Raw genomic sequence first — 26,874 nt, 5'->3', positions numbered from 1 at the left:
CGCTTGGCAACCAAGGTGTAACGGATCAGGCCAATGGTGCAAACACTTACTGTCCTCGGGTTGGAAAGCAGCTGTGACGACACAGCCGCCGCCGTTGTGCGCCATGGCGAAAACGGGGCCGAGGTTTTGTCGTCTGTCGTGCATGGCCAAACCGAGCTGCATAGCGCCTTTGGCGGCGTCGTGCCCGAGATTGCCGCCCGTGCCCATGCCGAGAAGTTGGATACCTGCGTCGTGCAGGCACTGGCGGATGCCGGGCTGGGCCTGTCCGACATGGATGCCGTCGCAGTCACCGCTGGGCCGGGCCTGATCGGAGGCGTCATGTCCGGCGTCATGTGCGCAAAGGGGATCAGTGCGGCAACCGGGTTGCCTTTGATCGGGGTGAACCATCTGGCAGGCCACGCGCTGACGCCGCGCCTGACCGACGGGATCGCGTTTCCTTACCTAATGCTGCTGGTTTCGGGCGGGCATTGCCAATGCCTGATCGCCCACGGGCCGGACCGCTTTACCCGTTTGGGCGGCACGATCGACGACGCGCCGGGTGAGGCGTTCGACAAAACCGCCCGCCTGTTGGGACTGCCGCAACCGGGTGGCCCTTCGGTAGAAACCGAGGCCCGCGCAGGTGATCCCAAACGGTTCCGCTTTCCGCGGCCTTTGTTGGACCGCCCCGGATGTGATCTGTCTTTTTCGGGCCTGAAGACTGCACTGATGCGGATGCGCGATCAGGTCGTGGCCGAGAAAGGTGGGCTGACCCGTCAGGACCGCGCCGACCTTTGCGCCGGATTTCAGCAAGCCATCGTGGATACACTGGCCGAGAAAACCCGCCGCGCGATGGATCTGTATTTGGACGAAAACCCCGCGGAGCCGGTGATTGCCGTGGCCGGAGGCGTCGCAGCAAATTCAGCCATTCGCTCCGCGTTAGAGGCTGTTTGTGTTGAGAAAGGCGCGCGTTTCACCGCACCGCCACTGGCCCTGTGCACCGACAACGCCGCCATGATCGCCTATGCAGGGATCGAGCGGTTTCGCACCGGCGCGCGCGACGGGTTGGACCTGACCGCGCGACCCCGCTGGCCCCTGGACCAGACCAGCCCCACCATGCTGGGCAGCGGCAAGAAAGGGGCCAAGGCATGAGCGTGTCCGTTCTGGGTTCGGGCGCGTTTGGCACAGCGCTGGCGATCTCATTGGCGGGGAACGGGCCGGTGACGCTGTGGGCGCGGGACTCGGGACAGGCGCGGGCGATGCTCACTACGCGTGAAAACGCGGCACGACTGCCGGGTGTGGCTTTGCCAGATGCGATCACTGTAACCTCTGACATCACGCAGGCTGCGGAAAGCCAGATATTGCTGGTCTCGGTTCCGATGCAGAAACTGCGTGGCGCGTTAGAGGATCACGCCGAGGTTCTGACCGGGAAAACGCTGGTGGCTTGCTGCAAGGGGATTGAACTGTCCACAGGGCTGGGTCCGATCTCGGTCATCCGCCAGACCATTCCCGACGCGCGCCCTGCCCTGCTGACCGGCCCGAGCTTTGCCGATGATATCGCACGCGGATTGCCCACCGCGCTGACGCTGGCCTGCGCTGAGGATGCGCATGAGCTACAGCATGACCTGACCACGGCGAACCTGCGCCTGTACCGCACCACAGATCTGATCGGGGCGGAGCTGGGCGGTGCGTTGAAAAACGTCATGGCCATCGCTTGCGGAGCAGCGATCGGAGCCGGTTTGGGCGACAGCGCCCGCGCTGCGCTGATGACGCGGGGATTTGCTGAAATGCAGCGTTTTGCCCTGATGCGTGGCGCGCGGTCCGAGACCTTGATGGGCCTGTCTGGACTGGGCGATCTGGTATTGACCTGCTCATCTGAACTGTCCAGAAATTACCGATTTGGCCTTTGTTTAGGTCGAAAACAGCCATTTGACAGTACCACCACGGTCGAAGGTGTCGCCACCGCCCGCGCGATGTCGGATATCGCGAAAACCGAAGGTCTGGACATGCCCATCAGCGCCACGGTGGCAGATCTTAGCCACGGCACCTACAGCGTCATGCAAGCCATCGAAACCCTGCTCAACAGACCCCTGAAGGAGGAATAATATGCTCATCGCTCTGATCGCCCGTGACAAGGACGGCGCATTGCAAACCCGGCTGGACAATCGCGCCGACCACCTGGCTTACATCGAAGAAACCGGTGTCGTTGCACAGGCTGGACCCCTGTTGGATGGCGACGCAATGATAGGCTCGCTGATCATCCTTGAGGTGGAAGACATGGCTGCCGCCCAAAGCTGGGCTGACAATGATCCCTATGCCAAGGCGGGGTTGTTCCAGTCCGTCGATCTGATTGCCTGGAAGAAGGTCGTCGGCTGATGGCATATTGGCTGTTCAAGTCCGAACCCTCGACCTGGAGCTGGGACCAGCAGGTCGCCAAAGGGGACGCAGGCGAGGAATGGGACGGCGTGCGCAACTATCAGGCGCGCAATTTCATGCGTCAGATGGAAGTGGGCGACCGGGGGTTCTTTTACCACTCGCAAAAGGACAAGGCGATCGTCGGCATTGTCGAGGTCTGCGCCGCCGCCCATCCCGACAGCACCACCGATGACGAACGCTGGGAATGTGTGGATATCAAAGCGGTTCGGCCCTTTGCAACGCCGGTCACGCTGGACCAGATCAAGGCCGACGAACGATTGGGCGCGATGGTGCTGGTCAAGAACTCGCGCCTGTCGGTTCAACCGGTCACAGATGCCGAATGGCAGGTGATCTGCGATCTGGGGCAGACCCCGGCCGAATAGTCGCAGGCAGAATAATAAAGGGAAGGTTCCGACGATGCAGAACCTTCCCTACCCCGCGTGCTCCCGACTCACCACACGCGTATAGAAATCTGTTGGTTCTGACCGTCCTGGTCACATCCAGACATTAGCCGTTTGCAGCCGCGCATACAAACACCAAGTACCTAAAATTGAAAACGCCCGTCACAGGGACGGGCGCGTTTGTCATCAGCCGTAGACCGACTCTTTGCCGAAATGCTTGGTCAGCATGTAGTAGACGACCGCGCGGTATTTGTTACGCTCGGACTGGCCATAGGTCTCCAGCACCGACTGAATTGCCTCGTCCAGCGCAGGGCCGTCCGACAGGCCCAGTTTCTTGATCAGGAAATTGTTCTTGACCGTCTCGATCTCACCGTCCTGCGTTGCCGCCACGGTCGAGGCATCTGCATCGTAAATCGCCGGGCCGCAGCCAATCGTGACCTTGGTCAACAGATCCATATCGGCATCCATACCGCATTTGGATTTCAGATCTTCGGCATATTTGGCGATCAACTCGTCGCGTTTTCCCATGAATAACTCTCCGGTAAGGCGGCAGGGCCGCTGTTGTGTGAAACCTTGAAACACGTGCAGATAGGTTAATATGTCGGATGCAGGCCACAAAGGGGAAATTTAGCGGGTTTCCCCCCGCAGCGCTTTAATGGAAGGCGCGGCTTGCCAATTCCGAGAACGCCCGCACCTTGCGCCCGGCGGTGGCGCTGCCCGCATGCACGAAGGAAATCGGCGCATCGGGGGATCGCAAGCACCGGGGCAGAACCTCGATCAAGGCACCGCTTTCCAGTTCTCGCTGAACCGCCAGTCGGGATTTGACAGCCAGACCCAGCCCCTGCACCGCTGCCTCGGTCAGCATGTCCGAGTTCGACACGGCAATACCCCGGGGGATCGTGAATTGCGTGGCGCTATGTCCATCCGTTATATCCAACCGCGTCTGCCACGGCAGGCACGCCCAGCGCATCACGCGCAGGTCCTCGACCGACTGCGGCGTGCCATGCGTGTCGCAAAACGAGGGCGAAGCACAGATGATCCGGTCATTGTCGCTGAGTTTGCGCGCCTTTAGCGTGCTATCGGCCAGCCGCCCAACCCGGATCGCACAGTCGATCCCTTCGTCCACCAGCGAGACATAGCGGTCAACGGCCAGAAACTCGACCGTCAGGTCCGGGTTTTCGGCCTGAAACGAGCCCATCACCGGCATAATGAAGCGCGACAGAATCCACGGGGAAAGCGTGACGCGCAAATGCCCGCGCAATGCTCCGCTGCCGCTGCCGGCATCCAGTTCGGCCTCGCGCAGATCGGCCAAAAGCGGTTCGATCCGATCCAGAAAGATCAACCCCTCATCAGTCAGTTGTACTTTGCGGCTGTTGCGGTGAAAGAGTTTGAGGTTCAGAACCTCCTCAAGTTTCGTGATGCGATGGCTGACCGTCGCTGCCGAGATCCCCTGCGCCTTGGCCGCAGACCCGACGCCGCCGGTTTTTGCGACCGAGACAAAGGTCAGTAGGTCATTCACATGATACATTCGAAATTTCCTAACGCTGGTTTCAAGATTGAGCCAGTTATCGCGGAAAATTTCAAATGGTATCTGCTGGATCACGACCAGAGGAGGACCTGATGAAATCACTTTACGCAGCCACATGCGCGCTTGCGCTGGCCCTGCCCGCCGCAGCAGCCGAGTTGGAAACTTATCTTGAGTTTGAAAAGGCCATGCCTCCGGGCAATTTGGCCATTGGCCCAGATGGGCGCATGTTCATGTCGGTGCATGAATTCTACGGCCCTGAATTGCGCGTGGTTGAGGTGATGCCTGATGGCTCCACCAAGCCTTACCCGACCGAAGACTGGGCCCGCGCACCCAACGACGATGCGGATGGGTTGAACGGCGTTTTGGGCCTGCGTGCGGATCGAGATGGTATCCTTTGGATGCTGGATGGTCAGGGAGAAAACCAGACCGGGCGCGTCGTCGGCTGGGACACCAAAACCGAAACCTTGCACGCGATCCATTATATCGGTGCGCCTGTGGCGCGGCCGACCTCATTCCTGAATGATCTGGCTGTAGACCGCGATCACGGGGCTATCTATATCTCGGATACCGGTGACGGTCAGAACTCGGCCATTATCGTTGTTGATCTGGAGACCGGACGCGCGCGGCGCGTTCTGGAGGGGTCGCAATACACGATCCCCGAGGATACGCCGATGGTGATTGACGGGCGCGAGATCACGCTGGGCGGCAATCCGGCCAAGATTGGCATCAACCCGATCACAGTCGATCCGACCAACACATGGGTCTATTTCGCCCCAATGACGGCAAGTGCGATGTACCGCATCCCCACCGCCGCGCTGCTGGATGAAAGCCTGTCAGATGCCGATCTAGAGGCCAAGGTTGAACGCTATGGCGACAAGCCGATTTCGGATGGGTCGACCGTGGATACCGGCGGCAATGTCTATATCACTGCGATGACCGACAATGCGCTGGGCGTCACCAAGCCGGATGGCAGCTATGAAGTGCTGTTCCAGTCGGACGATGAATTGCCGTGGCCTGACGGATTTTCGATCGGTGCTGACGGGTATGTCTATGCCACGATTAACGAGCTGCACCGCTCGCCCGTACTGAACAATGGCGAGGATGCCTCGAAGGGTATCTACAAGATCGTTCGGTTCAAATCGCTGGCTGATGCGGTCAGCGGACGTTAAGCCAATCTCCGGCCCCGGTTCTCGGGGCCGGATTATCTGCAATAGCCCCAGCCCGGCCCCTGCAAATGGAAGTGGTCCGCGTGCAGCTTGTTGAAATTGGGGCTCAGCACCACCCGGAACCAATCACAAGCGCCCTGCCCGATCTGGCGTAGGAATTCGGATTCGGGCCCTTCAGTTGGCCAGTCGCGCAACAGGTTTAGTGTGCGTCCATCGGCCAGATCGACCCCCACGATATCAATGGAATCTGCAGTTGCATGACTGCTCCATCGGCTGTCCTGCCCCTGCGCGGTCCGCATCCGGCGGCAGTTATAGCTGCCCAGGTGCCGCAGAGCACGCGCCTCAGTACCCAAAATGTCCCGCGCAGCAGGCTGAACCACGTGATGTTCCCACATGGCAAGACGCAGAGCTGTGGTACAGCGCGTTTCGACCCCTCGGACATCTGCGGTAACAACGCGCGACAGAAGGCCCCGTCCGCTGATCCCGCAATTCTGATCGACGACCAAATCCTCCATCTCAGCAAACGCCACTTCGTCCGCAGACAGTACCGCCTTGCATTGCGCCCCATCCGCCAGAGCACGGTTCAACTGAAACCGCGTAACCAGAGTAACCGGGGCCGTAATCGACAGATCGCGCAGGGGGTTCCAATGGTCAGGCAAGGGTGACTTCGGGTGTGTCACCAGAAGGAATCCGGCAGAGCCAACAAGAAATAGAAATACGATGATGGAAAAGAAAGACGCCGCCAGTTGCGTGAACCGGCGGCGTCCTGTGCGTTTCGTCATATCCGATCCGCGATCAATAGCGGTAGTGCTCGGGCTTATAGGGACCTTCGGGTTTCACGCCGATATAGGCCGCCTGTTCGCTATCCATCTGGGTCAGCTTCACGCCGATCCGGTCCAGATGCAGACGCGCGACTTTTTCATCCAGATGCTTTGGCAGGATATAGACCTTGTTTTCGTACTCATCACCCTTGGTAAACAGCTCGATCTGCGCCAGAACCTGGTTGGTGAAGGACGCCGACATCACGAACGAGGGGTGGCCCGTGGCGTTGCCGAGGTTCAGCAACCGGCCTTCGGACAGCAGGATCAGACGATTGCCCGAGGGCATCTCGATCATGTCCACCTGTTCTTTGATGTTGGTCCACTTGTGGTTCTTCAGGCTGGCCACCTGAATTTCGTTGTCGAAGTGGCCAATGTTGCCGACGATGGCCATATCCTTCATCTCGCGCATATGCTCGATGCGGATCACATCCTTGTTGCCGGTGGTGGTGATGAAGATATCCGCGCTGGAAACTTCGTCTTCCAGCAGTGTCACCTCGAACCCGTCCATCGCGGCCTGTAGCGCGCAGATCGGATCAACCTCAGTGACTTTCACCCGGGCACCGGCACCGCGCAGTGAGGCGGCCGACCCTTTGCCTACGTCGCCATAGCCGCAGACGACGGCAACCTTGCCGGCCATCATGGTGTCGGTAGCGCGGCGGATACCGTCAACCAGCGATTCCTTACAGCCATATTTGTTGTCAAACTTCGATTTGGTGACCGAGTCATTGACGTTGATTGCCGGGAACGGCAGGTGGCCGTCTTTGACCAGTTGATACAGGCGGTTCACGCCGGTGGTGGTTTCCTCAGACACACCCTGGATCTGATCGCGCATCTTGGTGAACCAGCCCGGACTTGCGGCCATGCGCTTGGCGATCTGCTTCTTGATCACCTCTTCCTCTTCCGAACCCGGAACGGGGATGATGTCTTCGCCCGCTTCGGCACGCGCGCCCAGCAGGATGTACAGCGTCGCGTCGCCGCCATCGTCCAGGATCATGTTCGGGCCTTCGTCGAACAGGAAGGACTTATCCAGATAATCCCAATGTTCTTCCAGCGTCTGGCCTTTGATGGCGAAGACGGGGATACCGGCCTCGGCAATCGCAGCGGCAGCATGGTCTTGGGTCGAGAAGATGTTGCACGACGCCCAGCGCACATCCGCGCCCAGCGCCACCAGCGTTTCGATCAGAACAGCGGTTTGGATGGTCATGTGCAGAGAGCCGACGATCCGCGCACCGCTTAGCGGCTTGCTTTCGCCATATTCCGCACGCAGGGACATCAGCCCCGGCATCTCGGTTTCGGCAATATCCAGCTCTTTGCGGCCGAACCCGGCCAATGAAATGTCTTTGACGATATAGTCCCCGGCCATCAGGTACTCCATTCCGGTAAATCTTGGTCCGGGTTGCCCCTAGCATCCCTTTGGGGACGTGGCAACGCAGATGGCCGGAAACGGGATTTTATGCGCCAAACTTAGCTAGGCGTGCCTTCTACCTTGATCTTGGGGATCGCTTCGAAAAAATCGGTGCCAACGGCGACGATACAACTCAGGCCGTTCGCATGGGTCACCAAAACGGTATAGCTTCCCGTTTCCCGTGAGGTCCAAACCTCCATCACCGATTGCCCGCCGCGTGATTTCTGCAATCCGCCAAACGCCAGCTGTTCCGAATAGCTGTCTTGTAGCTTGGCGATCACGTGGTCACGCTGCGCACAACTTTGCTGCTGGGCAAACGCCGGAGGGGCAGTGGCGGCCATGCCAAAGGCCAGTGCAATTCCAAACAAACGCTTGAACATAACAAGCTCCTTTCGATTCTGGTTTCAATCGAGAGGGGCACACCGGGAGAAGCATGCGCCCCCCTCGGTACTTCATGTCGGTATCACCGCGCACTTGTTCAAAGCACGAATGCTCAAGAAAAAGTTGGCAGCTGGTGATCTTGACAGGTAAACCATACCACAAAATTGCGGCGCAATCGCGGCTGTTCGGACAAGGCATGGTATAATGGCAACACAACCCCGCGCATGGCAGAGGATGCTGTCTGGCCGCAGGTTGGATCTGCTGGATCCGACCCCGGTGGATATCGAGATCGAAGATATCGCCCATGGACTGGCCTTTGTGGCGCGCTGGAACGGTCAGACGGCGGGGGATTTTGCTTATTCCGTGGCCGAACATTCGCTGCTGGTCGAAGAACTCTATGGCCGCATCGCCCCGAAGGCTCCGGTCAAATGGCGGTTGGCTGCTTTGTTACATGACGCCCCCGAATACGTGATTGGAGATATGATTTCTCCAGTCAAATCCGCCGTCGGTCCCGACTATGGCGCGCTGGATGACCGGTTGGCCGCGGCGATCCACATTCGGTTCGGCCTGCCCGCCGCCATGCCGAAAACGGTGAAGCGTCAGATAAAAAAGGCCGACAAGATCAGCGCCTGGATGGAGGCCACGCAGATCGCAGGCTTTTCCGAGGCCGAGGCGACGAAGTTTTTTGGACACCCCGACAAGACCGCGATGGAGGGGCTGAACATCGTTCTGCGCCCCCCGATCGAGGTACGGCGTGCTTACACGGACAGACACGCCGCCCTCTTGGCACAGCTTTAAGCAAACATATAAAAGCAGATTTTGTTGCCGTCGTGGTCTCGCACATAAGCGCCAGTGAACCGACCCGGCACACGGACACCCGGCGCGCCTTCATCGGTTGCACCAAGGCTGAGGGCTTTATTATAGAGCGTTTTGATCTCATCCTCGGATTCGGCGGCAAACGAGATCATGACGCCATTGCCAACAGAGCATTCATTTCCGTCGTAGGGCTCGCAGACGGCCAACATCGCCTCTCCGGGTTTGGTTCCGATAAACGCGATGCGCCCTACATCGTTGACCACCTTTGCGCCGCGATCCGAAAGCAGTTCCGTATAGAATTTCTTCGCGCGTTCCATATCCGAGACGCCGATGGTCACATAGCCGATCATCTATGAAGTTCCTGTCTTGTTAAGTGTTTTCCAGAAGCGAACACTTGGTCTCAGGGCGCAGAGGTGCAAGTCACGAAGCTGTGACATGAGGTTTCTGAAAATTACAGTTCCGGATGCAAAAGGTCGTGGACCATCATTTCCACCTTTGCCTGGGACAGCCCGTCACGCTGATCGAAGTATAGCTGGTTGTCTGCTTCCTGAACTATGACGAGCGGTCGGGATCCAGCGTCAACCAATTGAACAGAAGTAGCAAAATTCAAAGTGTCCTCATAAAAGGGGAGCTGAACATTCAACCAACCAAAAAATTGGCCAACATGCGCTCGCTTTTTTTCACCAAACATTTCTCGCCATTGCGCATAACTGTCTAGGCTTAATGAACACCAGACCAACCATACAAAGGGTTCAGTTTGTCCTATGATAGGGAGCTGCAACCTACCCCGAACAAAATAGTATTGATCATCAATGATGCAATCATCAGTGCCAAGCTCGGCGCGTGATTTTTGGTCTTCTTCATCCAAAACCGCGTAGCTTAGTGGAGCCTCGGGCCCGAAACTCGGAAGACCTTCATGTCTCTCGCCGCAAGTTTTACACTTGAAGCTGAATGACATTCAAAAAAAATCCGCTTCACCGCGGGCTGCGCTTCGCCAAAATTCGCTGCAACGTCCGGCGGTGCATGTTCAGCCGCCTCGCGGTTTCCGAGACGTTCCGGTCACACAGTTCATAGACCCTCTGGATATGCTCCCAACGTACGCGGTCGGCGCTCATAGGGTTTTCCGGGGGCGGCGGCAGCTCGTCATCTTTGGTCAGCAGCGCATTGGTGATGTCGGTGGCATCGGCGGGTTTCGACAGGTAGTCGGTCGCGCCAATCTTTACGGCGGCCACGGCAGTAGCAATAGCGCCATAGCCGGTCAGAACCACGACCCGGCTGTCGGGGCGCTTTTCACGCAGCACTTCGACCACGTCCAGCCCGTTGCCATCCTCAAGCCGCAAATCCACAACCGCGTAGGCAGGTGGGCGGGCGGTGGAAATGGCCCGTCCTGCGGCGACCGAGCCTGCGGTCTCAACCTCGAAACCGCGCTTTTCCATGGCCTTGGCCAGACGTCTCAGAAAGGGCTCGTCATCATCCACCAGAAGCAGGGATTTATCCGGGCCGATATCCAGGTCAGAGCTGTCCGCCATATTCTATTCTTTCCGCTATTTCACGCCGTTGGCTTGGTACTGAGTAATAGCAGCGCCAAGGCAAAGGTCAAACAGGCCATTAAGTCCTAGATCTTGTCCAGGAAGCACCCGACCTTATCCGCCATCTGCTGGGCTGTGTCATTCCGGTTGAAAAACTCGATAAACCCGTCCTGAGGGGTGACCAGATAAGTAAAGGTGGAATGATCGACCAGATAGTATTCGTCGCTTTTGTCATGGGCCTTGTAATAGGTCTTGTAAGCTTGGCTCGCAGCCTTGACCTGTTCGGCCGAACCGGTCAGAGCGATGGTCTTTCCACCCAGGTTGAAAGCATAGTCAGCCACAACTTCGGGCGTGTCGCGATCAGGGTCGATCGAGATGAACAGCGGCGTCACCGACTGGCCGCGGGTTTCCAAAATATCCACGGCCTCGGCATTGCGGGACATATCGAAGGGGCAGACATCGGGGCAGAAGGTGTAGCCGAAATAGACCAGCGTGGGTTCGGTGATCACGTCGGTATCGGTCACGGTTTGACCTTCGCCGTTGATCAGCTCGAACGGTCCACCAATGGCGGCGGTGCCGCCTGCGATCTGGCTGGACCGGCATTGCGCGAACTTGTCGTCCGAACCGGCTCCGCGCGTCAGCAACCACATAGCCCCCAGACCTATGGCTAGAACAATAGCAGCGAGAATGGCGTAAAGGCGGACCATGGCATCAATCCTAAAGATCAGAGGGGTTGTTGATCGTTTCGGCCCGGACACCTATCAAGATGGTCAGCCGATGCAACAGGACAAAATGGACCCATGGCCAATTCCAACATCACATTCTGGCGTGGACAGGAACGCAGCAGCTGGATCAGGCTGCGCACACTGATCCTGTTGCGCTGGGTGGCCATCATCGGCCAGATCACCGCCATCACCGTCGCGCAACAGACCTATGGTGTGCAGCTTGACGTGATGCTGTGTTATCTGGCGATCGGTGTTTCGGTCATGGGAAACCTGACGGCGATCCTTGTTTTTCCTCGCAACAAGCGCCTGTCCGAGTTCGAAAACTTCCTGATGGTGCTGTTCGACCTGCTGCAACTGACCATCCTTTTGTATCTGACGGGCGGGCTGAACAATCCGTTTGCCTTGTTGTTGGTGGGGCCGGTCACGATCTCGGCCAGCGTGATGAGCACGCGTTCGACCCTGATCATTGGCGGTGTGGCCATCGCGCTGACCACCCTGCTGGCCGAGTTTCATGTGCCGCTACGCACGGATGTGGGCATGGATCTGGATATCCCCGACATCCTGCTGTTCGGCAACTGGGCCGCCATCGTGATCGCCATCGTCTTTCTGGGGGCCTATTCCCATCGGGTCAGCTCTGAGGTGCAATCCATGTCTGACGCGTTGTCCGCTACCCACATGGCGCTGGCGCGGGAACAGAAGCTGACTGATCTGGGCGGCGTGGTCGCCGCCGCCGCGCATGAGTTGGGCACGCCGCTGGCCACGATCAAGCTGACCAGCTCTGAACTCTATGAGGAACTGGACGACCGCCCCGACCTGAAGGAAGACGCCGCCCTGATCCGCGAACAGGCCAACCGGTGCCGCGATATCCTGCGTGACATGGGTCGGGCAGGCAAGGACGACCTGCATTTGCGGCAAGCCCCGCTATCCACCGTGGTGCATGAAGCCGCTGAGCCGCATATCAACCGAGGCAAGAGCGTTCATTTCCTGGAAGGGCCCGCCGATGACGGCGATGTGCAACAACCCTCGATCCTGCGTAAGCCCGAGATCATCCACGGGCTGCGCAACCTGATCCAGAACGCTGTGGATTTCGCCCGCGCCAATGTTTGGGTCGAGGCCGAGTGGACCGCCGATCAGATTACCGTCCACATCATGGATGACGGGCGCGGGTATCCTTCACAGATGATCGGCCGTATCGGTGACCCGTTCATGCGCCGCCGCCGCGCCGAGACGGACCAGCGCGCGCGCCCGGAATATGAAGGTATGGGGCTGGGTCTGTTCATTGCCAAAACGCTGCTGGAACGGACCGGGGCCGAGCTGGACTTTGCCAATGGCTCGGACCCCTATCAGACCTATTCCGATAATCCCGATCACCGGGGGGCAATCGTCAGGGTCACATGGCCCCGCAAATTGCTGGATGCCCAGACCGGCGACACCCCTGTGCCATCCGGTGCCAATCAGCGCATTGAGGTCTGAGTTAAGACCCTGTTAACCATTGCAACCCATTATCCGACGCCACGAGCAACCCTGCGAGGAACTCATGGTGGACTGGATCATTCTGGCTGTTATCGGTCTGGTTTCTGCCAGTCTCGCGGTGCAGTGGCTGCTGCCACGTCGCAGGCACAGGGGCGACAATTTCGGCCTGTCCTCGCCCTCGTCGCTGTTCGATGCGGTGTTTCTGTTTGATGGGGATCGTTTGATCAGCCATTCGGACATCGCGCTTGAGGGGTTTGACGACCTGCGCGACTGGCCGGACCTGCGCCGTCTGTTGCAGCGGGATTTCCCCTCGTTCCCCGAAACGCCCGAACGTATCCGGCACGAAGGCAACATGGTGATCCCCGCGATTGATTGCACGGTAGAACGCGATGTCCTGTGCGAATGGATCGATGGGATTGTACGGGTTCAATTACGCGACAGCGGTGGGTGCACATCAATCGCGCATCGGGACAGCAATGATCCGATCCGGTTGGCAATGGAACGGGCGCCCTATCCAGTATGGCTGTTGGATCGCCAATCCAATGTGCGCTGGTGCAATGCGGCCTATATTGCATTGGTACGCAAAGTGCGCGGGCAGGATACGGACCTGACCGCACCGCTCTTTCCGGGCCTTGAAGACGACGCAAAACCGTCAGGAAAGTCGCGCGTTTCGATCTCGACCGAGGGTAGCGACAGCAAGCTTTGGTTCGATCTGACGCTGTCCGATCACCCCGAGGGGCATTTGTGCTATGCAGTCGATATCAATGCCATCGTCGACGCCGAAACCGCCCAGCGCAAATTTGTGCAGACGATGACCAAGACGTTCGCACAGCTGTCCATCGGACTGGCCATTTTCGACCGAAACCGTCAGTTGGCCCTGTTCAACCCCGCCCTGATCGACCTGACCGCCCTGCCGCCCGATTTCCTCAGTTGTCGACCTAGCCTGTCCAGCTTTTTCGACCGGCTGCGCGATCAGCACATGATGCCCGAACCCAAAAATTACCGCGGTTGGCGCAGCCAGATGAACGATCTTCTCGAAGCGGCCGAAGACGGGAATTATCAAGAAACATGGTCCCTGCCCTCGGGCTCGGTCTATTCGGTCAGCGGCCGCCCACACCCTGACGGTGCCGTAGCCTTTCTGTTCGAGGACATCACGGCCGAGATCACCCTGACCCGCCGCTTCCGGTCCGAGATGGACCTGATGCAATCCATTCTGGACAAGCTGGCGGATGCAATCGCTGTGTTTGGTGCGGATGGAACCCTAGCTTTCACCAATTACGCCTATCAGGAATTGTGGGGTGAAACCGACGACAGCGGGTTCGAGCCGGACTCGATCCTTGATGTGACACGGGGCTGGCAGGATCAATGCCTGGCAACGCCGGTCCTTGGCGAAATCCGAGATTTCGTAGCCATGCGCGAAAACCGATCCGAGTGGTCCGCGGACCTGCGATTGCGTAATGGCACGCGCCTGATCTGCACCTTGTGCCCGATGCAGAACGGCGCGACGATCGTGCGGTTTTCACCGGATGCGGACGCGATGATAAGTCAGGATATTCACCAGATCAGCGCCTGAACCGGGTTGCAGCCAACCGGGCGCAAGGCCATTGTGGCGCCATGACAAGCGCGCCCCATGTAATCACCCTGAATTCGCCCGAGGAAACCGCCCGATTGGCGGTTTTACTGGGCCGCGTGCTGCGCCCCGGCGACGTTCTGTTGCTGGACGGCGAGATCGGCAGCGGCAAGACACATTTCGCGCGCAGTCTGATCCAATCCGTGATGACCCACCCCGAAGATGTCCCCTCGCCCACCTTCACGCTTGTGCAGGTCTATGACACCTCCTTGGGCGAGATTTGGCACTGCGACCTCTACCGGCTAAGCGCACTGGAAGAGGTCGAGGAACTGGGTCTGACCGACGCATTCGAAACCGCGATCAGCCTGATCGAATGGCCAAACAAACTGGGGCCGTTGAGACCGGCCTCAGCTCTGACGCTAAAGTTTGAAACAGACCCTGATACACTAGAAAAACGCCATCTGACGATCAGTTGGTCGGACCCGCGCTGGGCTGAATTGCCGGAGGCGATCACATGACAAACCGCGCCATTCTAGCCGAAGCGCTGATCGCGCAGACACCTTGGGCGAATGCCCTGCGCGCGCCCTTGGCCGGGGATGCCTCGAACCGCAGGTACGAGCGGCTTACCAATCCCGAAACAGGGGCAACGGCCGTGCTGATGGATTCCCCCCCCGGTCAAGCCGAACCGGTCGAAGCGTTTGTGCGGATGGCGCACCACCTGCGCGCGACCGGGCTAAGCGCGCCCGAGATCTACGCTGAGGACACCGAGTTCGGGTTCCTTCTGTTGGAAGATTTGGGCGATGACCTATTCGCGCGTGTCCTAGAAACCCGCCCTGAGATGGAACGGGAGCTCTATCAGGCTGCTACGGACGTTCTGATCACACTGCACGCGGCACCAACACTGTCCCTGCCGTCTTACGGTCCCTCGCTGATGGCCGAGTTGTCGGCGCTGTCCTTCACCAAATACGCGCAAGCCATTCTTGGCGCGCATGATCAAGACGCGCGTAGTCGGTTTGAGCATCGCTTTGCCGACATCCTGCACCAGGAAACATCGGGACCAAAGGTCGTGGTCCAGCGCGATTACCACGCCGAGAATCTGATTTGGCTGCCCGATCGAAACGGGGTAAAACGCGTGGGCCTGCTGGATTTTCAAACCGCGATGCTGGGGCATCCGGCTTATGATCTTGTGTCCTTGTTGCAAGACATTCGTCGCGACGTATCCTTGGGAACCGAGATGCGTATGATTGATCACTATATCTCGCAGACCGGAGTGAACGATCATGACTTCCGCGCCGCTTATACGGTGCTGGGGGCGCAAAGAAACCTACGTATCCTGGGTGGTTTTGCCCGACTGGCCACGGAATACGGCAAGCCCCAATACGTGGACCTGATCCCGGCCACATGGGCGCATTTAATGCGCGATCTAGAGCATCCCGCGCTGGTCGGCGTGGCTGATCTGCTGCGCAGCGCCCTGCCCGCGCCCACCGAAGAAAACCTGAACAGGCTACGACAGAAATGACGCAATCACCCGACGCTGTGATGGTATTCGCCGCCGGGTTCGGGACCCGTATGGGCGCGCTGACCAAAGATAGACCCAAACCGCTGATCGAAGTTTCGGGTCGGCCTCTGATCGACCATGCACTAGAGCTGGTTGATGCGATCAACCCTCAGCGGATCGTCGCCAACCTGCACTATCTGCCCGAGCAGCTTGAGGCGCATTTGGCACCGAAAGGTGTGACGCTGACTTACGAAACAGACGACATCCTTGAAACAGGGGGCGGATTGCGCGCCGCTCTGCCGATGCTGGGGCCGGAGCCGGTGTTCACTCTGAATCCCGATGCAATCTGGTCCGGCCCAAATCCGTTAACACTTTTGCGTAAGGCATGGGACCCAGATCGAATGGACGCGCTGTTGATGTGCGTACCTGTGGCACAAACCTTGGGCTACACCGGCACTGGAGATTTCACCGCAGATGCGGATGGGCGCATCTCGCGCGGGCCCGGATTGATCTATGGCGGGGCGCAGATTTTGAAAACTGAAGGTCTGATGGATATCCCTCAGACATCCTTTTCCCTGAACCTGCTGTGGGACCGGATGCACAGCGACAACCGTCTGTTTTCACTGACCTATCCTGGCCGATGGTGCGATGTAGGCCATCCAGAGGGTATCGCGCTGGCCGAAGGGTTGATTGCCGATGTTTGACCCCTCCACGGCTCCGCGCGTTTTTGCCGTTCCACCGGGTTCGGATTTTCCCAAGGCGCTGGTGGCGGGATTGCACTCACGCGGCACCGGCCTACCGCCCGAGGCGCTGGCTCGCGTACAACTTGTCGTCAACACGCGGCGGATGGCGCGACGGGTTCGCGACCTGTTCGATAAAGGGCCCGCGTGCTTGCTACCGCGACTTTCGCTGGTCACGGATCTGGGCGAAAGCATTAATCTTGCGCAGATTCCGCCCGCGATTCCAGCACTGAGACGACGGTTGGAACTGACTCAACTGGTTTCGAAACTGCTGGAACAACAGCCCGATCTGGCGGCGCGGTCCTCGCTGTTTGATCTGTCCGACAGCCTGGCCGCCTTGATTGACGAGATGCAGGGCGAAGGCGTTTCCCCCGAGGCGATCCGGCAGTTGGATGTCAGCGACATGTCTGGCCATTGGGCCCGCGCTCAGGCGTTTATCGGTATTGCCGACAGGTTCGTGGAAACTGGCGAAAATGCACTGGACGCACAGGCGCGCCAACGTCGCGTCGTCGAAAACCTGATCGCGCGCTGGCAGGCAGAACCGCCGCAGCATCCGGTCATTCTGGCGGGCTCAACCGGGTCACGCGGGACGACGCTGATGCTGATGGAGGCAATCGCCCGCCTGCCGCAAGGCGCGTTGATTCTGCCCGGATACGATTTTGACCAACCCGACGCCGTCTGGACCCGGCTGGACGAGGCGCTGACCTCGGAAGATCACCCGCAATACCGGTTCCGCAAACTGATGACGATGTTGGATCTGCGGCCCGATCAGATTGAACACTGGACGTCGGACGCCCCGCCCTCAGCCGCGCGCAATCGGTTGGTGTCACTGGCATTGCGCCCAGCGCCAATAACGGATGCGTGGATGACCGAAGGTCCACAACTGACGGATTTGACCGAGGCCACCGCAGACCTGACCCTGGTTGAGGCGCAATCTCCGCGCAGCGAAGCCTTGGCCATCGCGCTTCGGCTGCGACAGGCGGCAGAAACGGGTCAAACTGCGGCGCTGATCACGCCCGACCGGATGTTGACCCGACAGGTCAGCGCTGCTCTGGATCGTTGGAACATCACACCCGACGACAGTGCGGGTCTGCCTTTGCAACTGTCCCCGCCCGGCCGGTTCCTGCGCCATGTCGCGGGCCTGTTTGCCCGGCGGCTGGATGGTGAGGCGCTTTTGACGCTGCTCAAACATCCTCTATGCCACGGTGGCGACGAGCGCGGATCGCATCTGCTGCACACCCGCGATCTGGAATTGGATTTGCGTCGCCATGGTCCTCCTTTTCCAGACGGGCCCAGCCTGACCGCCTTTGCGATCCGCAAAGAAGTGTCTGAGGGTTGGGTCCAATGGTTGATCCAGCATTTCTGCGATCAACAGATCTCGGGCGAATTGCCGTTGTCCGAATGGGTCACTCGTTTGCGTCGTCTGGCCGAGGCGATCTCGACCGGCAGCTCCGGCGAAAGCGGTCCGCTTTGGGACAAGAACGCAGGTCAAAAAGCACTGGCCGTTCTGACTGCGCTTGAGGATGAGTCCGGCCATGGCGGCCAGATGACGGCGCATGATTTCGCCGATCTGTTGGGTGCGCTGCTGGCAGGGGAAGAGGTTCGCGACCGTGACGCGCCGCATCCCCGGATCATGATCTGGGGGACGCTTGAGGCGCGGGTTCAGGGGGCTGATCTTCTGATCCTGGGCGGTTTGAACGAGGGCAGCTGGCCCGAGGCCCCAGCCCCGGACCCTTGGTTGAACCGGCAGATGCGTGACAAGGTCGGTTTGTTGCTGCCGGAACGGCGGATCGGGCTGTCGGCACACGATTTCCAGCAGGCCATCGGCGCGCCCGAGGTCTGGTTGACCCGCGCCACCCGCTCGGACGACGCCGAAACTGTGCCGTCGCGCTGGTTGAACCGGTTGACCAATCTGCTGCAGGGCTTGCCGGATCAGGGCGGACGCTCGGCGCTTACCAAGATGCGCGACCGGGGCGGCCAATGGTTGCGTTGGTCGGAACAGCTGGAGCATGCACCTGAGATCAAAGCGGCAGCGCGCCCCTCACCGCGCCCGCCCGTCGCGTCGCGGCCTCGTCGCTTGAGCGTCACCGAGATCAAACGCCTGATCCGCGATCCTTACGCTATTTATGCGAAACATGTACTGCGGCTGAAACCTCTGGACCCATTAGTGCAAGCACCGGATGCCTTGCTGCGCGGGATCGTGATTCATGAAATCCTCGAACATTTCGTGAAAGACAGCGTTTTGGACACAGCCCTGCTGAACCGTGAGAACTTTCTGAAACGTGCCGAGATGCTCTTGGACCAGCATGTCGCCTGGCCAACCGCACGCAAATTGTGGCTGGCGCGTTTGGAGCGTATTGCCGACGATTTTCTGACTGCTGAAACCGCGCGCAGGGGCGATGGCGGGCCGGTGGCGTTCGAAGCGGCAATGAAACTTGTCCTCGCCCCGTTGGATGTCACGATCGTTGGTCGGGCCGACCGGATCGACCTGAACACGCGCGGCGCTGTGCGGTTGATCGACTATAAAACCGGGACTGCGCCCACCGAAAGTCAGCAAGCCAAGTTCGACAAGCAATTGTTGATCGAAGCCGCCATGGCCGAGCAGGGCGGGATCGAAGGGTTTGACCCTCTGCCCGTGGCCGAGGCGGTGTTTATCGGCATGGGCGGAAGCTACAAAGAGGTGCCCGCGCCCTTGGCGAAGGAGCCGACAGACAAGGTGCTGGCTGAATTAAAAGAACTTATTTCTGCCTATTTAAAGCCTGATCAGGGTTTCTCGTCACGGCGAATGTTGCACAAGGATACGGATATCGGGGACTACGATCACCTTGCCCGTTTTGGCGAGTGGGACCGAACCGCCGAGACCAAGCCCGAGGATCTGTCATGAGCGCCCGCAACGACGCCACCGAACGGCAGGTGCAGGCAGCGCGGCCTGATGCCTCGACCTGGTTGGCCGCGAATGCGGGTTCGGGCAAGACGCGGGTTCTGACCGACCGGGTGGCGAGGCTTTTGTTGGACGGCGTGCAGCCGCAGCACATCTTGTGCCTGACCTACACCAAAGCTGCCGCCAGCGAGATGCAGAACCGCCTATTCAAGCGCCTTGGCGAATGGGCGATGCTGGGTGATGACCCGTTGCGCAGGCAGCTGACCGATCTGGGCGTGGCGGGAATGATCGACCCGGATCGCCTGGCGCAGGCGCGTACTTTGTTTGCCCGCGCCATCGAAACGCCCGGTGGGTTGAAGATCCAGACGATCCATTCGTTCTGCGCGGCGTTGCTGCGCCGATTTCCGCTTGAGGCCGAGGTCAGCCCGCAATTCTCTGAGATGGAAGACCGCGCCGCCGCCTTACTTCGTGAGGAAATCGTCGAAGATTTCGCCACGGGACCGCAGGCCGGACTGATCGAGGATGTGGCCCGGTTTGTAACCGACTCTGGATTTGACGCTCTGACAGCCGCCGTGACCCAGAAACGGAACCTTTTCGCAAACGCGCTGGGCTGGGGCGACATTCTGGGCAAATTTGACCTGCCCGACGGGTTTGACGAAGACGCATTGTTGAGCAAGGTCTTTCTGGGAGGTGAGGTCGATCTGATCCGCTCGATCCTGCCGGCACTGTCCGAGAGCGGCGGCAACAACGCCAAGGCTGCCGCAAAACTGGCCGCCTTTACCGAGCCGCGATTGGACAGCCTGCCAATCCTCGAAGGCGTTTTCCTGACGGGCAAGTCCGCCAAGGAACCGTTTTCGGCCAAGATCAACAGCTTTCCGACCAAGGCCCTGCGCGAAGGCGCTTTGGCCGACCGAATGCCACAGCTTGAGTCGCTGATGTTGCGCATCGAGGACGCGCGCGAACAGAGGTTGGCGCTGGTCGCCGCGCGCAAGACCCATGTGTTGCACCGGTTTGCCTCCGCCTTCCTGCCGGAATATGAGCGTCGCAAACAGTTGCGCGGCTGGCTGGATTTCGACGATCTGATCCTGCGTGCGCGGCAAGTTCTGAACGACCCAGCGGTGGCCGAATGGGTGCTGTATCGGCTGGACGGCGGCATCGACCATATTCTGGTGGACGAGGCGCAGGACACCAGCCCCGACCAATGGGATGTCGTCGAGAAACTGGCGCAGGAATTCACCAGCGGGGAAGGGGCCCGGTCCGGGGTCGAGCGCACGATCTTTGTGGTCGGCGACAAGAAACAGTCGATCTATTCCTTTCAGGGCGCGGACCCTGCCGCGTTCGATCGCATGCAGCGAGAGTTTGGGCGGCGGCTGAAAGAATCAGGCTCTAAACTGTGGGATTCGACGTTGGATTATTCCTTCCGGTCCTCCAGTGCGATCTTGTCTCTGGTCGATATCTTGTTCGAAAACCGGACCGAGGCCGGGTTTCACAAAGAAAGCCAGCACCGGGCTTTTAAAGCGGACTTGCCTGGCCGGGTGGATCTTTGGCCCGTGGTGGAAAAGGTCGAAGCGGATGAGGATGCCGACTGGACCGACCCGGTCGACCGACCTGGCGCGCGCCATCACACTGTTATTTTGGCTGAGCAGGTTGCGCAGTCCATCAAAACGATGATCGACTCGGGCGAAACCATCCCCGAGGATGGCGACATCCCCGGCACATTCGTGCGCCGCAGGGTGCAGCCGGGCGATTTCCTGATCCTCGTGCAGCGCCGATCCGACCTGTTTGCCGAGATCATCCGCGCCTGCAAATCCCTGCACCTGCCCATCGCAGGGGCGGACCGGCTGAAGGTCGGCGCAGAGCTGGCGGTGAAAGACCTTGCCGCCTTGCTGAGCTTTCTGGCCACGCCCGAGGACAGCCTTTCGCTGGCGACCGTGCTGAAATCTCCGCTATTCGGGTGGAGCGAGCAACAGCTCTTTGATCTGGCCCATCGGCGGCAGGAACAATTTCTATGGGCGGCTTTGCGCCATCGCGCGGATGACTTTCCTGAAACGCTTGAGGTTCTCAACGATTTGCGCGGCCAGATCGACTTTCTGCGCCCCTATGACCTGATCGAACGCATCCTGACGCGCCATGACGGGCGGCGCAAATTGCTGGGTCGTCTGGGGGCCGAGGCCGAGGATGGCATCAATGCGCTGCTGTCGCAGGCGCTGGCCTATGAGCGCACGGATATTCCCAGTCTGACCGGATTCCTTGTCTGGATGCAGACCGACGATCTGGAAATCAAACGACAGATGAGCGGCGTCGGCAATATGATCCGCGTCATGACGGTGCATGGCTCGAAAGGGCTGGAGGCGCCCATCGTGATCCTGCCAGATACGGGCAAACGACAGGCCCCGCGCGATGCCGAGATTATGGTGGGCGACGGTGTTCCTGCCTGGAAATTACCAGCCGATGCCTCACCCAGCCTGATTGCCCGCGCGCGGGCGCAGGCTCGGGAACGGGAAGAGAATGAACGGTTGCGCCTACTCTATGTGGCTCTAACACGGGCGGAGAAGTGGTTGATCGTGGCCGCAGCGGGAGATGTCGGAACGGATGGAACCAGCTGGTATCAAATGGTGCAGGCTGCCATGAAACGGGCAGGGGCTGTTGCCATCGAAGGCACGGAGATCCTGCGATTGGCGCATGGGGACTGGGACGGATTGCCAGAAACCGAACACAAAGACACCCGTGCAGCAGAGCAGATCTTGCCCGATATGTTCCGCTCGAACCCGGACGCGCCTGAGGTTGAACCGGACATTCTCAGCCCATCAGATTTGGGTGGGCCAAAGGCGTTGTTCGGAGATGCGGGGCAAGATGAAGAGGCCGCAAAGCTGCGCGGCACGCGCCTGCATCTGCTGCTGGAGCATTTGCCGTCGACTCCGCCGGAAAACTGGCCACAGCTTTGCGCGCGCATTCTACCGGATATGTCCGACGCAGACAGGTCCGAGCTGTTGGCCGAGGCCAAAACCGCCCTGACCGCAGATCATCTGCGCCCAGTCTTTGCGCCGGACACGCTGGCCGAGGTTCCGGTGACGGCCACGCTGAACGGGCGGCGTTTGCATGGGGTCATCGACCGGTTGATCATCTCGGATACCGAGGTGCAGATCATTGATTTCAAAACAAATATGAGCGTACCAAACAGCCCCGAAACCTGCCCTGATGGGTTGTTGCGGCAGATGGGAGCTTATGCGCACGCGCTGGCGCAGATCTATCCCGGTCGGAATATCAAAACCGCGATCCTGTGGACGCGTACCGCGCAGCTTATGTGGTTGCCACACGATATTGTGACGGATGCACTGACACGCGCCCACATATCTTGACCTTGCCAAGTCGCGCCCCTACGTTCTGTTCCCGAGTTTACCCCATTCAGGAGACAGAATATGTCGACCGTAGCCGTAACCGACGAAACCTTTGACGCCGAAGTCAAGAATTCCGACATCCCTGTTGTTGTCGATTTCTGGGCCGAATGGTGTGGCCCCTGTAAGCAGATTGGCCCCGCGCTGGAAGAATTGGCGTCGGAATATGGCGGCAAGGTGAAAATCGCCAAGGTGGACGTGGACAGCAACCCCAACTCGGCTGCTGCAATGGGCGTCCGCGGTATTCCTGCGCTGTTCATCTTCAAGGACGGTCAGGTTGTGTCGAACCGTGCTGGCGCGGCACCGAAAGCCGCGCTGCAAAGCTGGATCGAAGACTCGATCTGATCCGGGTTTCGAACGGAATTCAAAGGCGCCTCGTTCGGGGCGCCTTTTTTCATGGGTAGCCAAAGAAACGGATGCGCAAAGAAAAAGCCGCTCAGGGGCTGAGCGGCTCATCTTGACGGTGTGATCGGTGCAAAGATCAGAGCTTTGCGATATCCGCACGGCACAGGCCAACATCGTCCAGTTGGGCGTCGCTGAGGTTCGACAAAAGCTTGCGGGTCTTGCGGGATTCATTCCACGCTAGTGCTTTTTCGTAGGTTCCGAAAAATGCGTCCACTACATGCAGGATGGTAGCTGCTCCGAGCGGCGCATGGATATTTGCGGTGGTTGCCATTTGCGCATTCCTTTTAACTGAAACAGCCGACCTCTTGTCGGTTGTGAGGCTCATGTAGGACCAATACCCGAGTCTCACAATTGCTAGTCTGGTAACCCCGAATTGCAATTAGTGCATATCTTTTGAGCAGTTTGAGAAGAGTTGCGCTGAACGCACGCCCGGCCCATATAGGGGGCCAGTGAAGAACGGAGGCCCCAATGGCAGACAGCGATTTTCCCGGTTGGCATGGCACGACAATTATTGGCGTCAAGAAAGGCGGCCAGGTGGTGATTGCCGGGGATGGTCAGGTCAGCCTGGGCCAGACGGTGATCAAGGGCACCGCCCGCAAGGTGCGCCGCCTGTCCCCCGGTGGGTTTGAGGTCGTCGCAGGGTTCGCCGGATCAACCGCCGACGCATTCACTCTGCTCGAGCGGCTGGAAGCCAAGCTTGAGGCCACACCGGGTCAGTTGGCCCGCGCCTCGGTCGAGCTAGCTAAGGATTGGCGTACCGACAAATACCTGCAAAAGCTTGAGGCGATGCTGATCGTGACCGACGGCAAAGACCTGTTGGTGATCACCGGGGCAGGGGATGTGCTGGAGCCCGAACACAACGTCGCCGCCATCGGATCGGGCGGCAATTTCGCTTTGGCCGCCGCCCGCGCGATGATGGACAGCGACAAACCCGCCGAAACCGTCGCACGCGAGGCCATGGCGATTGCCGCCGATATCTGCGTCTACACCAACGGCAATCTGACGGTCGAGGAAATCTCAGGCCAATAAAACCTTAATCTCCTTCCCTTTCCAGCGGCGGTGCATGCCGATCAGGCCCAGTATCGCCGCAAGGATGACGATGTAGTAGGGCACGCGGATATCGATGCTCATCAATCCGCCGCCGATCAGGGACATGACCCCTCCGGCCAGGCAGAAGACGGCTGTCGTCACGCCCATGACCCAGCCCTGATCGGTTTCGCTGACACTTGCGGAAAACAGGCCCAGTAGCGTCGGGTAGGAAACGCCGAAGAAGAAATAGAAGAAGAACACAGGCACGTAGCTCAGCCATCCGATGGGACTGAAGGCAAAGGCCAGCCCGCAGATTACCATCGTGATCAGCGAGACATAAATGATCTTGTGCTTACTGAACCTTTCCTGCGCGGGTTTCACCAGGAAGGTGCTGGAAAAAGCCAGTGCAAAGCCGATCACAACCATCGCCATACTGCCGCCGATCACGCCATAGCCGAACCGGCTGGTCAGGTAGTTGTCGACAAAAACGTAAAAGGTGACATTGGCGATCATGAAGAAGGAATAGACCGGCAGGATTTTCAGAACCATCGGATGCCCGCGCACAGCGAACAGGCTATCGGTGATATCACGCGGGCGAAAGACAAAGGGTTCACGTTCGGTGCGGGTGTCCTTGAAGAAGGTGATCACTAGGAAAATGGCGATCAGGACCAGAGCAAACGCGCCATAGAACGGCGTTTTAAGGGTGGCCACGCTGCCCAGCAGGGCCGTATCAGACAGGACGGCGCCTATGATGGGCCCACCGACCAGACCAAAGCTGACACCGGTCACGATATAGCCCATGTTTCGGTCGCGATCGGCGGCATCCGTGCTGCCATCAATCATCGCCGCCTGCGCGATGGGCTGGTTGCCAGCCGTAAACCCGGTGATTGACCGCCCGATGATCAGCAGCAGAAGGCTGTTGAGGTAAAGCGACGCAATCGTCAGCGCATAGCCCGCCAAGGCCCCGGCCAGACAGACCAGAAGCGCGTTCTTGCGCCCAATGGAATCCGAGACTTTGGAGACATAAACCACCCCCAGAAACCACGACAAAAAGAAACACCCGATCACCAGCCCATAGTAGAAATGCCGCTGCCCCATCGGCGTGCTGTCGGGAAGGAAGCCGGATTTCGTCTCCATGATCAATGAGTTGATGATGGGAAAGACCAAACCTTGTCCGATTAGGTCCACAAACACCACGAACAACAGGGTGATCTTGGCAATTTTCGTCATTCGCGCGCTCCTGACCCTCAACATATTGAAATGATTGTATCAGAGCACAAACGTTTCACCTATGGAAAGCAATTGCAAACCGGCAGGCGCATTGCTAACCAACGCTGCCGCAGTTGTTTTCGCCTGTGCGGTGACTACGTAAGCCAAACCGCTGATCGAAAGGACCCAACCCGTGACCGACCTGACCCCGCGCGAGATTGTCTCGGAACTGGACCGTTTCATTATCGGCCAGAAAGATGCCAAACGCGCGGTGGCCGTGGCGCTGCGCAACCGCTGGCGGCGCAAGCAGCTGGCTGATGATATCCGCGATGAGGTCTACCCCAAGAACATCCTGATGATCGGCCCCACCGGTGTCGGCAAGACCGAGATCAGCCGCCGTCTGGCAAAACTCGCCCGCGCACCCTTTATCAAGGTCGAAGCCACAAAGTTCACCGAGGTCGGATACGTCGGCCGCGACGTGGAACAGATCATCCGCGATCTGGCCGATGCAGCGATCATCCAGACCCGCGAATACATGCGCGAGGACGTGAAAGCGCGCGCCTATCAGGCCGCCGAGGATCGCGTGATCACAGCCATCGCTGGGGAAGACGCCCGCGAGGGCACGCGGGAGATGTTCCGCAAAAAGCTGAAAGCCGGGGAGCTGGACGATACGGTGATCGAGCTGGAACTGGCCGACAGTTCAAACCCAATGCCGATGTTTGACGTGCCCGGCCAACCCGGCAGCCAGATGGGGATGATGAATCTGGGCGATATATTCGGCAAAGCGTTCGGCGGGCGCACCGTCAAGAAACGCATGACTGTGGCCGAAAGCTATGACACGCTGATCGGGGAAGAAGCCGACAAGCTGCTGGACGATGAAACGGTCAACCGCGTGGCTTTGGAATCGGTTGAACAGAACGGCATCGTGTTTCTGGATGAGATCGACAAGGTCTGCGCGCGCGCGGAAGCGCGCGGTGGCGATGTCAGTCGCGAGGGGGTGCAGCGCGACCTGCTGCCCCTGATCGAAGGCACCACCGTATCCACCAAACATGGTCCGGTGAAAACCGACCACATCCTGTTCATCGCGTCTGGCGCGTTTCACATCGCCAAACCCTCGGATCTGTTGCCGGAATTGCAGGGGCGTCTGCCGATCCGGGTGGAACTACGAGCGCTCACCGAAGAGGATTTCGTCCGCATCCTGACCGAGACCGACAACGCCTTGACCCGCCAATACACTGCGCTGATGGGTACTGAAGAGGTTGCGGTCAGCTTTACCGATGACGGCATCGCCGCTTTGGCCAAGATCGCGGCAGATGTGAACCAAAGCGTCGAAAACATCGGCGCGCGGCGGCTTTATACGGTGATGGAGCGTGTGTTCGAAGAACTCTCGTTCACTGCACCCGATCAGGCCGGGGCGGAAATCACTGTGAACGCGCAGTTCGTGGATGACAATCTGGGTGAGCTGACCAAATCCACCGACCTCAGCCGATACGTCCTGTAACAGACACTGG

General features: G+C 59.2%; 27 protein-coding genes. 16 read left to right on the top strand and 11 right to left on the bottom strand.

Translation table 11 applies throughout. The features are described 5' to 3' along the window. Window positions 1-33 precede the first annotated feature (33 nt). From tsaD to AC2FJ6_RS15220, 4 genes are read left to right on the top strand one after another with little or no spacing between them, the layout of a single operon-like run. Entirely contained in the window at window positions 34-1,128 is a 1,095-nt protein-coding gene (tsaD, locus tag AC2FJ6_RS15235; RefSeq protein WP_496669451.1) for a tRNA (adenosine(37)-N6)-threonylcarbamoyltransferase complex transferase subunit TsaD, read from the top strand. Further along, on the top strand, window positions 1,125-2,081 hold the full coding sequence (locus AC2FJ6_RS15230; RefSeq protein ID WP_170771260.1) for an NAD(P)H-dependent glycerol-3-phosphate dehydrogenase: 957 nt from the start codon (window positions 1,125-1,127) through the stop codon (window positions 2,079-2,081). The genes tsaD and AC2FJ6_RS15230 overlap by 4 nt, the downstream gene beginning before the upstream one ends. Window position 2,082: 1 nt before the next feature. Then, the gene (locus AC2FJ6_RS15225) at window positions 2,083-2,352 is read left to right on the top strand and encodes a YciI family protein (protein ID WP_170771262.1); all 270 of its coding nucleotides are present in this window, start codon (window positions 2,083-2,085) and stop codon (window positions 2,350-2,352) included. Continuing rightward, entirely contained in the window at window positions 2,352-2,774 is a 423-nt protein-coding gene (locus tag AC2FJ6_RS15220) for an EVE domain-containing protein (protein ID WP_170771264.1), read from the top strand. The genes AC2FJ6_RS15225 and AC2FJ6_RS15220 overlap by 1 nt, the downstream gene beginning before the upstream one ends. A 204-nt stretch (window positions 2,775-2,978) precedes the next feature. On the opposite strand, the gene AC2FJ6_RS15215 is transcribed toward AC2FJ6_RS15220, so the two are convergent. Next, window positions 2,979-3,320, bottom strand: a complete 342-nt coding sequence (locus AC2FJ6_RS15215; protein WP_170771266.1) for a DUF2853 family protein — start codon at window positions 3,318-3,320, stop codon at window positions 2,979-2,981. 124 nt (window positions 3,321-3,444) lie between these two features. Further along, window positions 3,445-4,320: a LysR family transcriptional regulator gene (locus tag AC2FJ6_RS15210; protein ID WP_170771268.1), complete on the bottom strand. Its 876-nt coding sequence runs from the start codon at window positions 4,318-4,320 to the stop codon at window positions 3,445-3,447. 92 nt (window positions 4,321-4,412) lie between these two features. Between AC2FJ6_RS15210 and AC2FJ6_RS15205 the strand changes: the two genes are divergently transcribed. Beyond that, the gene (locus AC2FJ6_RS15205) at window positions 4,413-5,489 is read left to right on the top strand and encodes an L-dopachrome tautomerase-related protein (RefSeq protein WP_214646791.1); all 1,077 of its coding nucleotides are present in this window, start codon (window positions 4,413-4,415) and stop codon (window positions 5,487-5,489) included. Window positions 5,490-5,521: 32 nt separating this feature from the next. Here AC2FJ6_RS15205 and AC2FJ6_RS15200 read toward each other — a convergent pair whose 3' ends face one another. From AC2FJ6_RS15200 to AC2FJ6_RS15190, 3 genes are all read right to left on the bottom strand, one after another. Then, on the bottom strand, window positions 5,522-6,268 hold the full coding sequence (locus AC2FJ6_RS15200) for an extensin-like domain-containing protein (RefSeq protein WP_170790180.1): 747 nt from the start codon (window positions 6,266-6,268) through the stop codon (window positions 5,522-5,524). A gap of 13 nt (window positions 6,269-6,281) precedes the next feature. Next, window positions 6,282-7,670: an adenosylhomocysteinase gene (gene ahcY / locus AC2FJ6_RS15195; protein WP_170771582.1), complete on the bottom strand. Its 1,389-nt coding sequence runs from the start codon at window positions 7,668-7,670 to the stop codon at window positions 6,282-6,284. A gap of 101 nt (window positions 7,671-7,771) precedes the next feature. Beyond that, a complete protein-coding gene (locus AC2FJ6_RS15190; RefSeq protein WP_170771275.1) occupies window positions 7,772-8,092 on the bottom strand; it encodes a hypothetical protein in 321 nt (106 codons plus the stop codon). A gap of 205 nt (window positions 8,093-8,297) precedes the next feature. On the opposite strand from AC2FJ6_RS15190, the gene AC2FJ6_RS15185 reads away from it, so the two are divergent. Beyond that, window positions 8,298-8,891: an HD domain-containing protein gene (locus AC2FJ6_RS15185; protein ID WP_170771277.1), complete on the top strand. Its 594-nt coding sequence runs from the start codon at window positions 8,298-8,300 to the stop codon at window positions 8,889-8,891. Here AC2FJ6_RS15185 and AC2FJ6_RS15180 read toward each other — a convergent pair. The 4 genes from AC2FJ6_RS15180 to AC2FJ6_RS15165 form a co-directional block, all read right to left on the bottom strand. Continuing rightward, entirely contained in the window at window positions 8,888-9,259 is a 372-nt protein-coding gene (locus AC2FJ6_RS15180; protein ID WP_170771279.1) for a VOC family protein, read from the bottom strand. The two genes, AC2FJ6_RS15185 and AC2FJ6_RS15180, sit on opposite strands and share 4 nt — an antisense overlap. Window positions 9,260-9,360: 101 nt before the next feature. After that, window positions 9,361-9,867 carry a DUF2199 domain-containing protein gene (locus tag AC2FJ6_RS15175; protein ID WP_170771281.1) on the bottom strand — a complete coding sequence of 169 codons (507 nt, stop codon included), beginning with the start codon at window positions 9,865-9,867 and terminating at the stop codon, window positions 9,361-9,363. 16 nt (window positions 9,868-9,883) lie between these two features. Further along, window positions 9,884-10,438, bottom strand: coding sequence for an ActR/PrrA/RegA family redox response regulator transcription factor (locus tag AC2FJ6_RS15170; RefSeq protein ID WP_170771283.1), 555 nt, complete (start codon window positions 10,436-10,438; stop codon window positions 9,884-9,886). An 86-nt stretch (window positions 10,439-10,524) separates the two neighbouring features. Beyond that, window positions 10,525-11,145, bottom strand: a complete 621-nt coding sequence (locus AC2FJ6_RS15165; RefSeq protein ID WP_480859459.1) for an SCO family protein — start codon at window positions 11,143-11,145, stop codon at window positions 10,525-10,527. A gap of 93 nt (window positions 11,146-11,238) precedes the next feature. Here AC2FJ6_RS15165 and regB point away from each other — a divergent pair, with 93 nt between their 5' ends. The 8 genes from regB to trxA all read left to right on the top strand — a co-directional run bounded on the left by regB (window position 11,239) and on the right by trxA (window position 23,065). Then, window positions 11,239-12,636: a sensor histidine kinase RegB gene (regB, locus tag AC2FJ6_RS15160; RefSeq protein ID WP_170790184.1), complete on the top strand. Its 1,398-nt coding sequence runs from the start codon at window positions 11,239-11,241 to the stop codon at window positions 12,634-12,636. Window positions 12,637-12,700: 64 nt separating this feature from the next. Continuing rightward, entirely contained in the window at window positions 12,701-14,209 is a 1,509-nt protein-coding gene (locus tag AC2FJ6_RS15155) for a PAS-domain containing protein (protein ID WP_170786215.1), read from the top strand. A gap of 41 nt (window positions 14,210-14,250) precedes the next feature. Continuing rightward, the gene (tsaE, locus tag AC2FJ6_RS15150; RefSeq protein WP_170771291.1) at window positions 14,251-14,724 is read left to right on the top strand and encodes a tRNA (adenosine(37)-N6)-threonylcarbamoyltransferase complex ATPase subunit type 1 TsaE; all 474 of its coding nucleotides are present in this window, start codon (window positions 14,251-14,253) and stop codon (window positions 14,722-14,724) included. After that, entirely contained in the window at window positions 14,721-15,725 is a 1,005-nt protein-coding gene (locus AC2FJ6_RS15145) for an aminoglycoside phosphotransferase family protein (RefSeq protein WP_170771294.1), read from the top strand. The genes tsaE and AC2FJ6_RS15145 overlap by 4 nt, the downstream gene beginning before the upstream one ends. Continuing rightward, window positions 15,722-16,408 (top strand): nucleotidyltransferase family protein, encoded by a 687-nt coding sequence (locus AC2FJ6_RS15140; RefSeq protein WP_170771296.1) that lies wholly within the window; start codon window positions 15,722-15,724, stop codon window positions 16,406-16,408. Before AC2FJ6_RS15145 ends, AC2FJ6_RS15140 begins: the two co-directional genes overlap by 4 nt. Continuing rightward, window positions 16,401-19,328 carry a double-strand break repair protein AddB gene (addB, locus tag AC2FJ6_RS15135; RefSeq protein WP_170771298.1) on the top strand — a complete coding sequence of 976 codons (2,928 nt, stop codon included), beginning with the start codon at window positions 16,401-16,403 and terminating at the stop codon, window positions 19,326-19,328. Before AC2FJ6_RS15140 ends, addB begins: the two co-directional genes overlap by 8 nt. Beyond that, window positions 19,325-22,684 (top strand): double-strand break repair helicase AddA, encoded by a 3,360-nt coding sequence (addA, locus tag AC2FJ6_RS15130; protein WP_496669449.1) that lies wholly within the window; start codon window positions 19,325-19,327, stop codon window positions 22,682-22,684. The genes addB and addA overlap by 4 nt, the downstream gene beginning before the upstream one ends. A gap of 60 nt (window positions 22,685-22,744) precedes the next feature. Further along, on the top strand, window positions 22,745-23,065 hold the full coding sequence (gene trxA, locus AC2FJ6_RS15125) for a thioredoxin (protein ID WP_170771302.1): 321 nt from the start codon (window positions 22,745-22,747) through the stop codon (window positions 23,063-23,065). A 136-nt stretch (window positions 23,066-23,201) separates the two neighbouring features. Here trxA and AC2FJ6_RS15120 read toward each other — a convergent pair whose 3' ends face one another. After that, window positions 23,202-23,396, bottom strand: a complete 195-nt coding sequence (locus AC2FJ6_RS15120) for a DUF1127 domain-containing protein (protein ID WP_170771304.1) — start codon at window positions 23,394-23,396, stop codon at window positions 23,202-23,204. Window positions 23,397-23,593: 197 nt separating this feature from the next. Between AC2FJ6_RS15120 and hslV the strand changes: the two genes are divergently transcribed. Beyond that, the gene (gene hslV, locus AC2FJ6_RS15115) at window positions 23,594-24,154 is read left to right on the top strand and encodes an ATP-dependent protease subunit HslV (protein ID WP_170771306.1); all 561 of its coding nucleotides are present in this window, start codon (window positions 23,594-23,596) and stop codon (window positions 24,152-24,154) included. Here hslV and AC2FJ6_RS15110 read toward each other — a convergent pair. Further along, on the bottom strand, window positions 24,143-25,384 hold the full coding sequence (locus tag AC2FJ6_RS15110; RefSeq protein ID WP_496669447.1) for an MFS transporter: 1,242 nt from the start codon (window positions 25,382-25,384) through the stop codon (window positions 24,143-24,145). The two genes, hslV and AC2FJ6_RS15110, sit on opposite strands and share 12 nt — an antisense overlap. A 172-nt stretch (window positions 25,385-25,556) precedes the next feature. Here AC2FJ6_RS15110 and hslU point away from each other — a divergent pair, with 172 nt between their 5' ends. Beyond that, the gene (gene hslU / locus AC2FJ6_RS15105; protein WP_170771311.1) at window positions 25,557-26,864 is read left to right on the top strand and encodes an ATP-dependent protease ATPase subunit HslU; all 1,308 of its coding nucleotides are present in this window, start codon (window positions 25,557-25,559) and stop codon (window positions 26,862-26,864) included. Window positions 26,865-26,874: the final 10 nt, after the last annotated feature.

It is taken from the genome of Ruegeria sp. CDSA089 (genome assembly GCF_059612205.1).
This window is presented reverse-complemented; position numbering and strand designations above follow the sequence as displayed.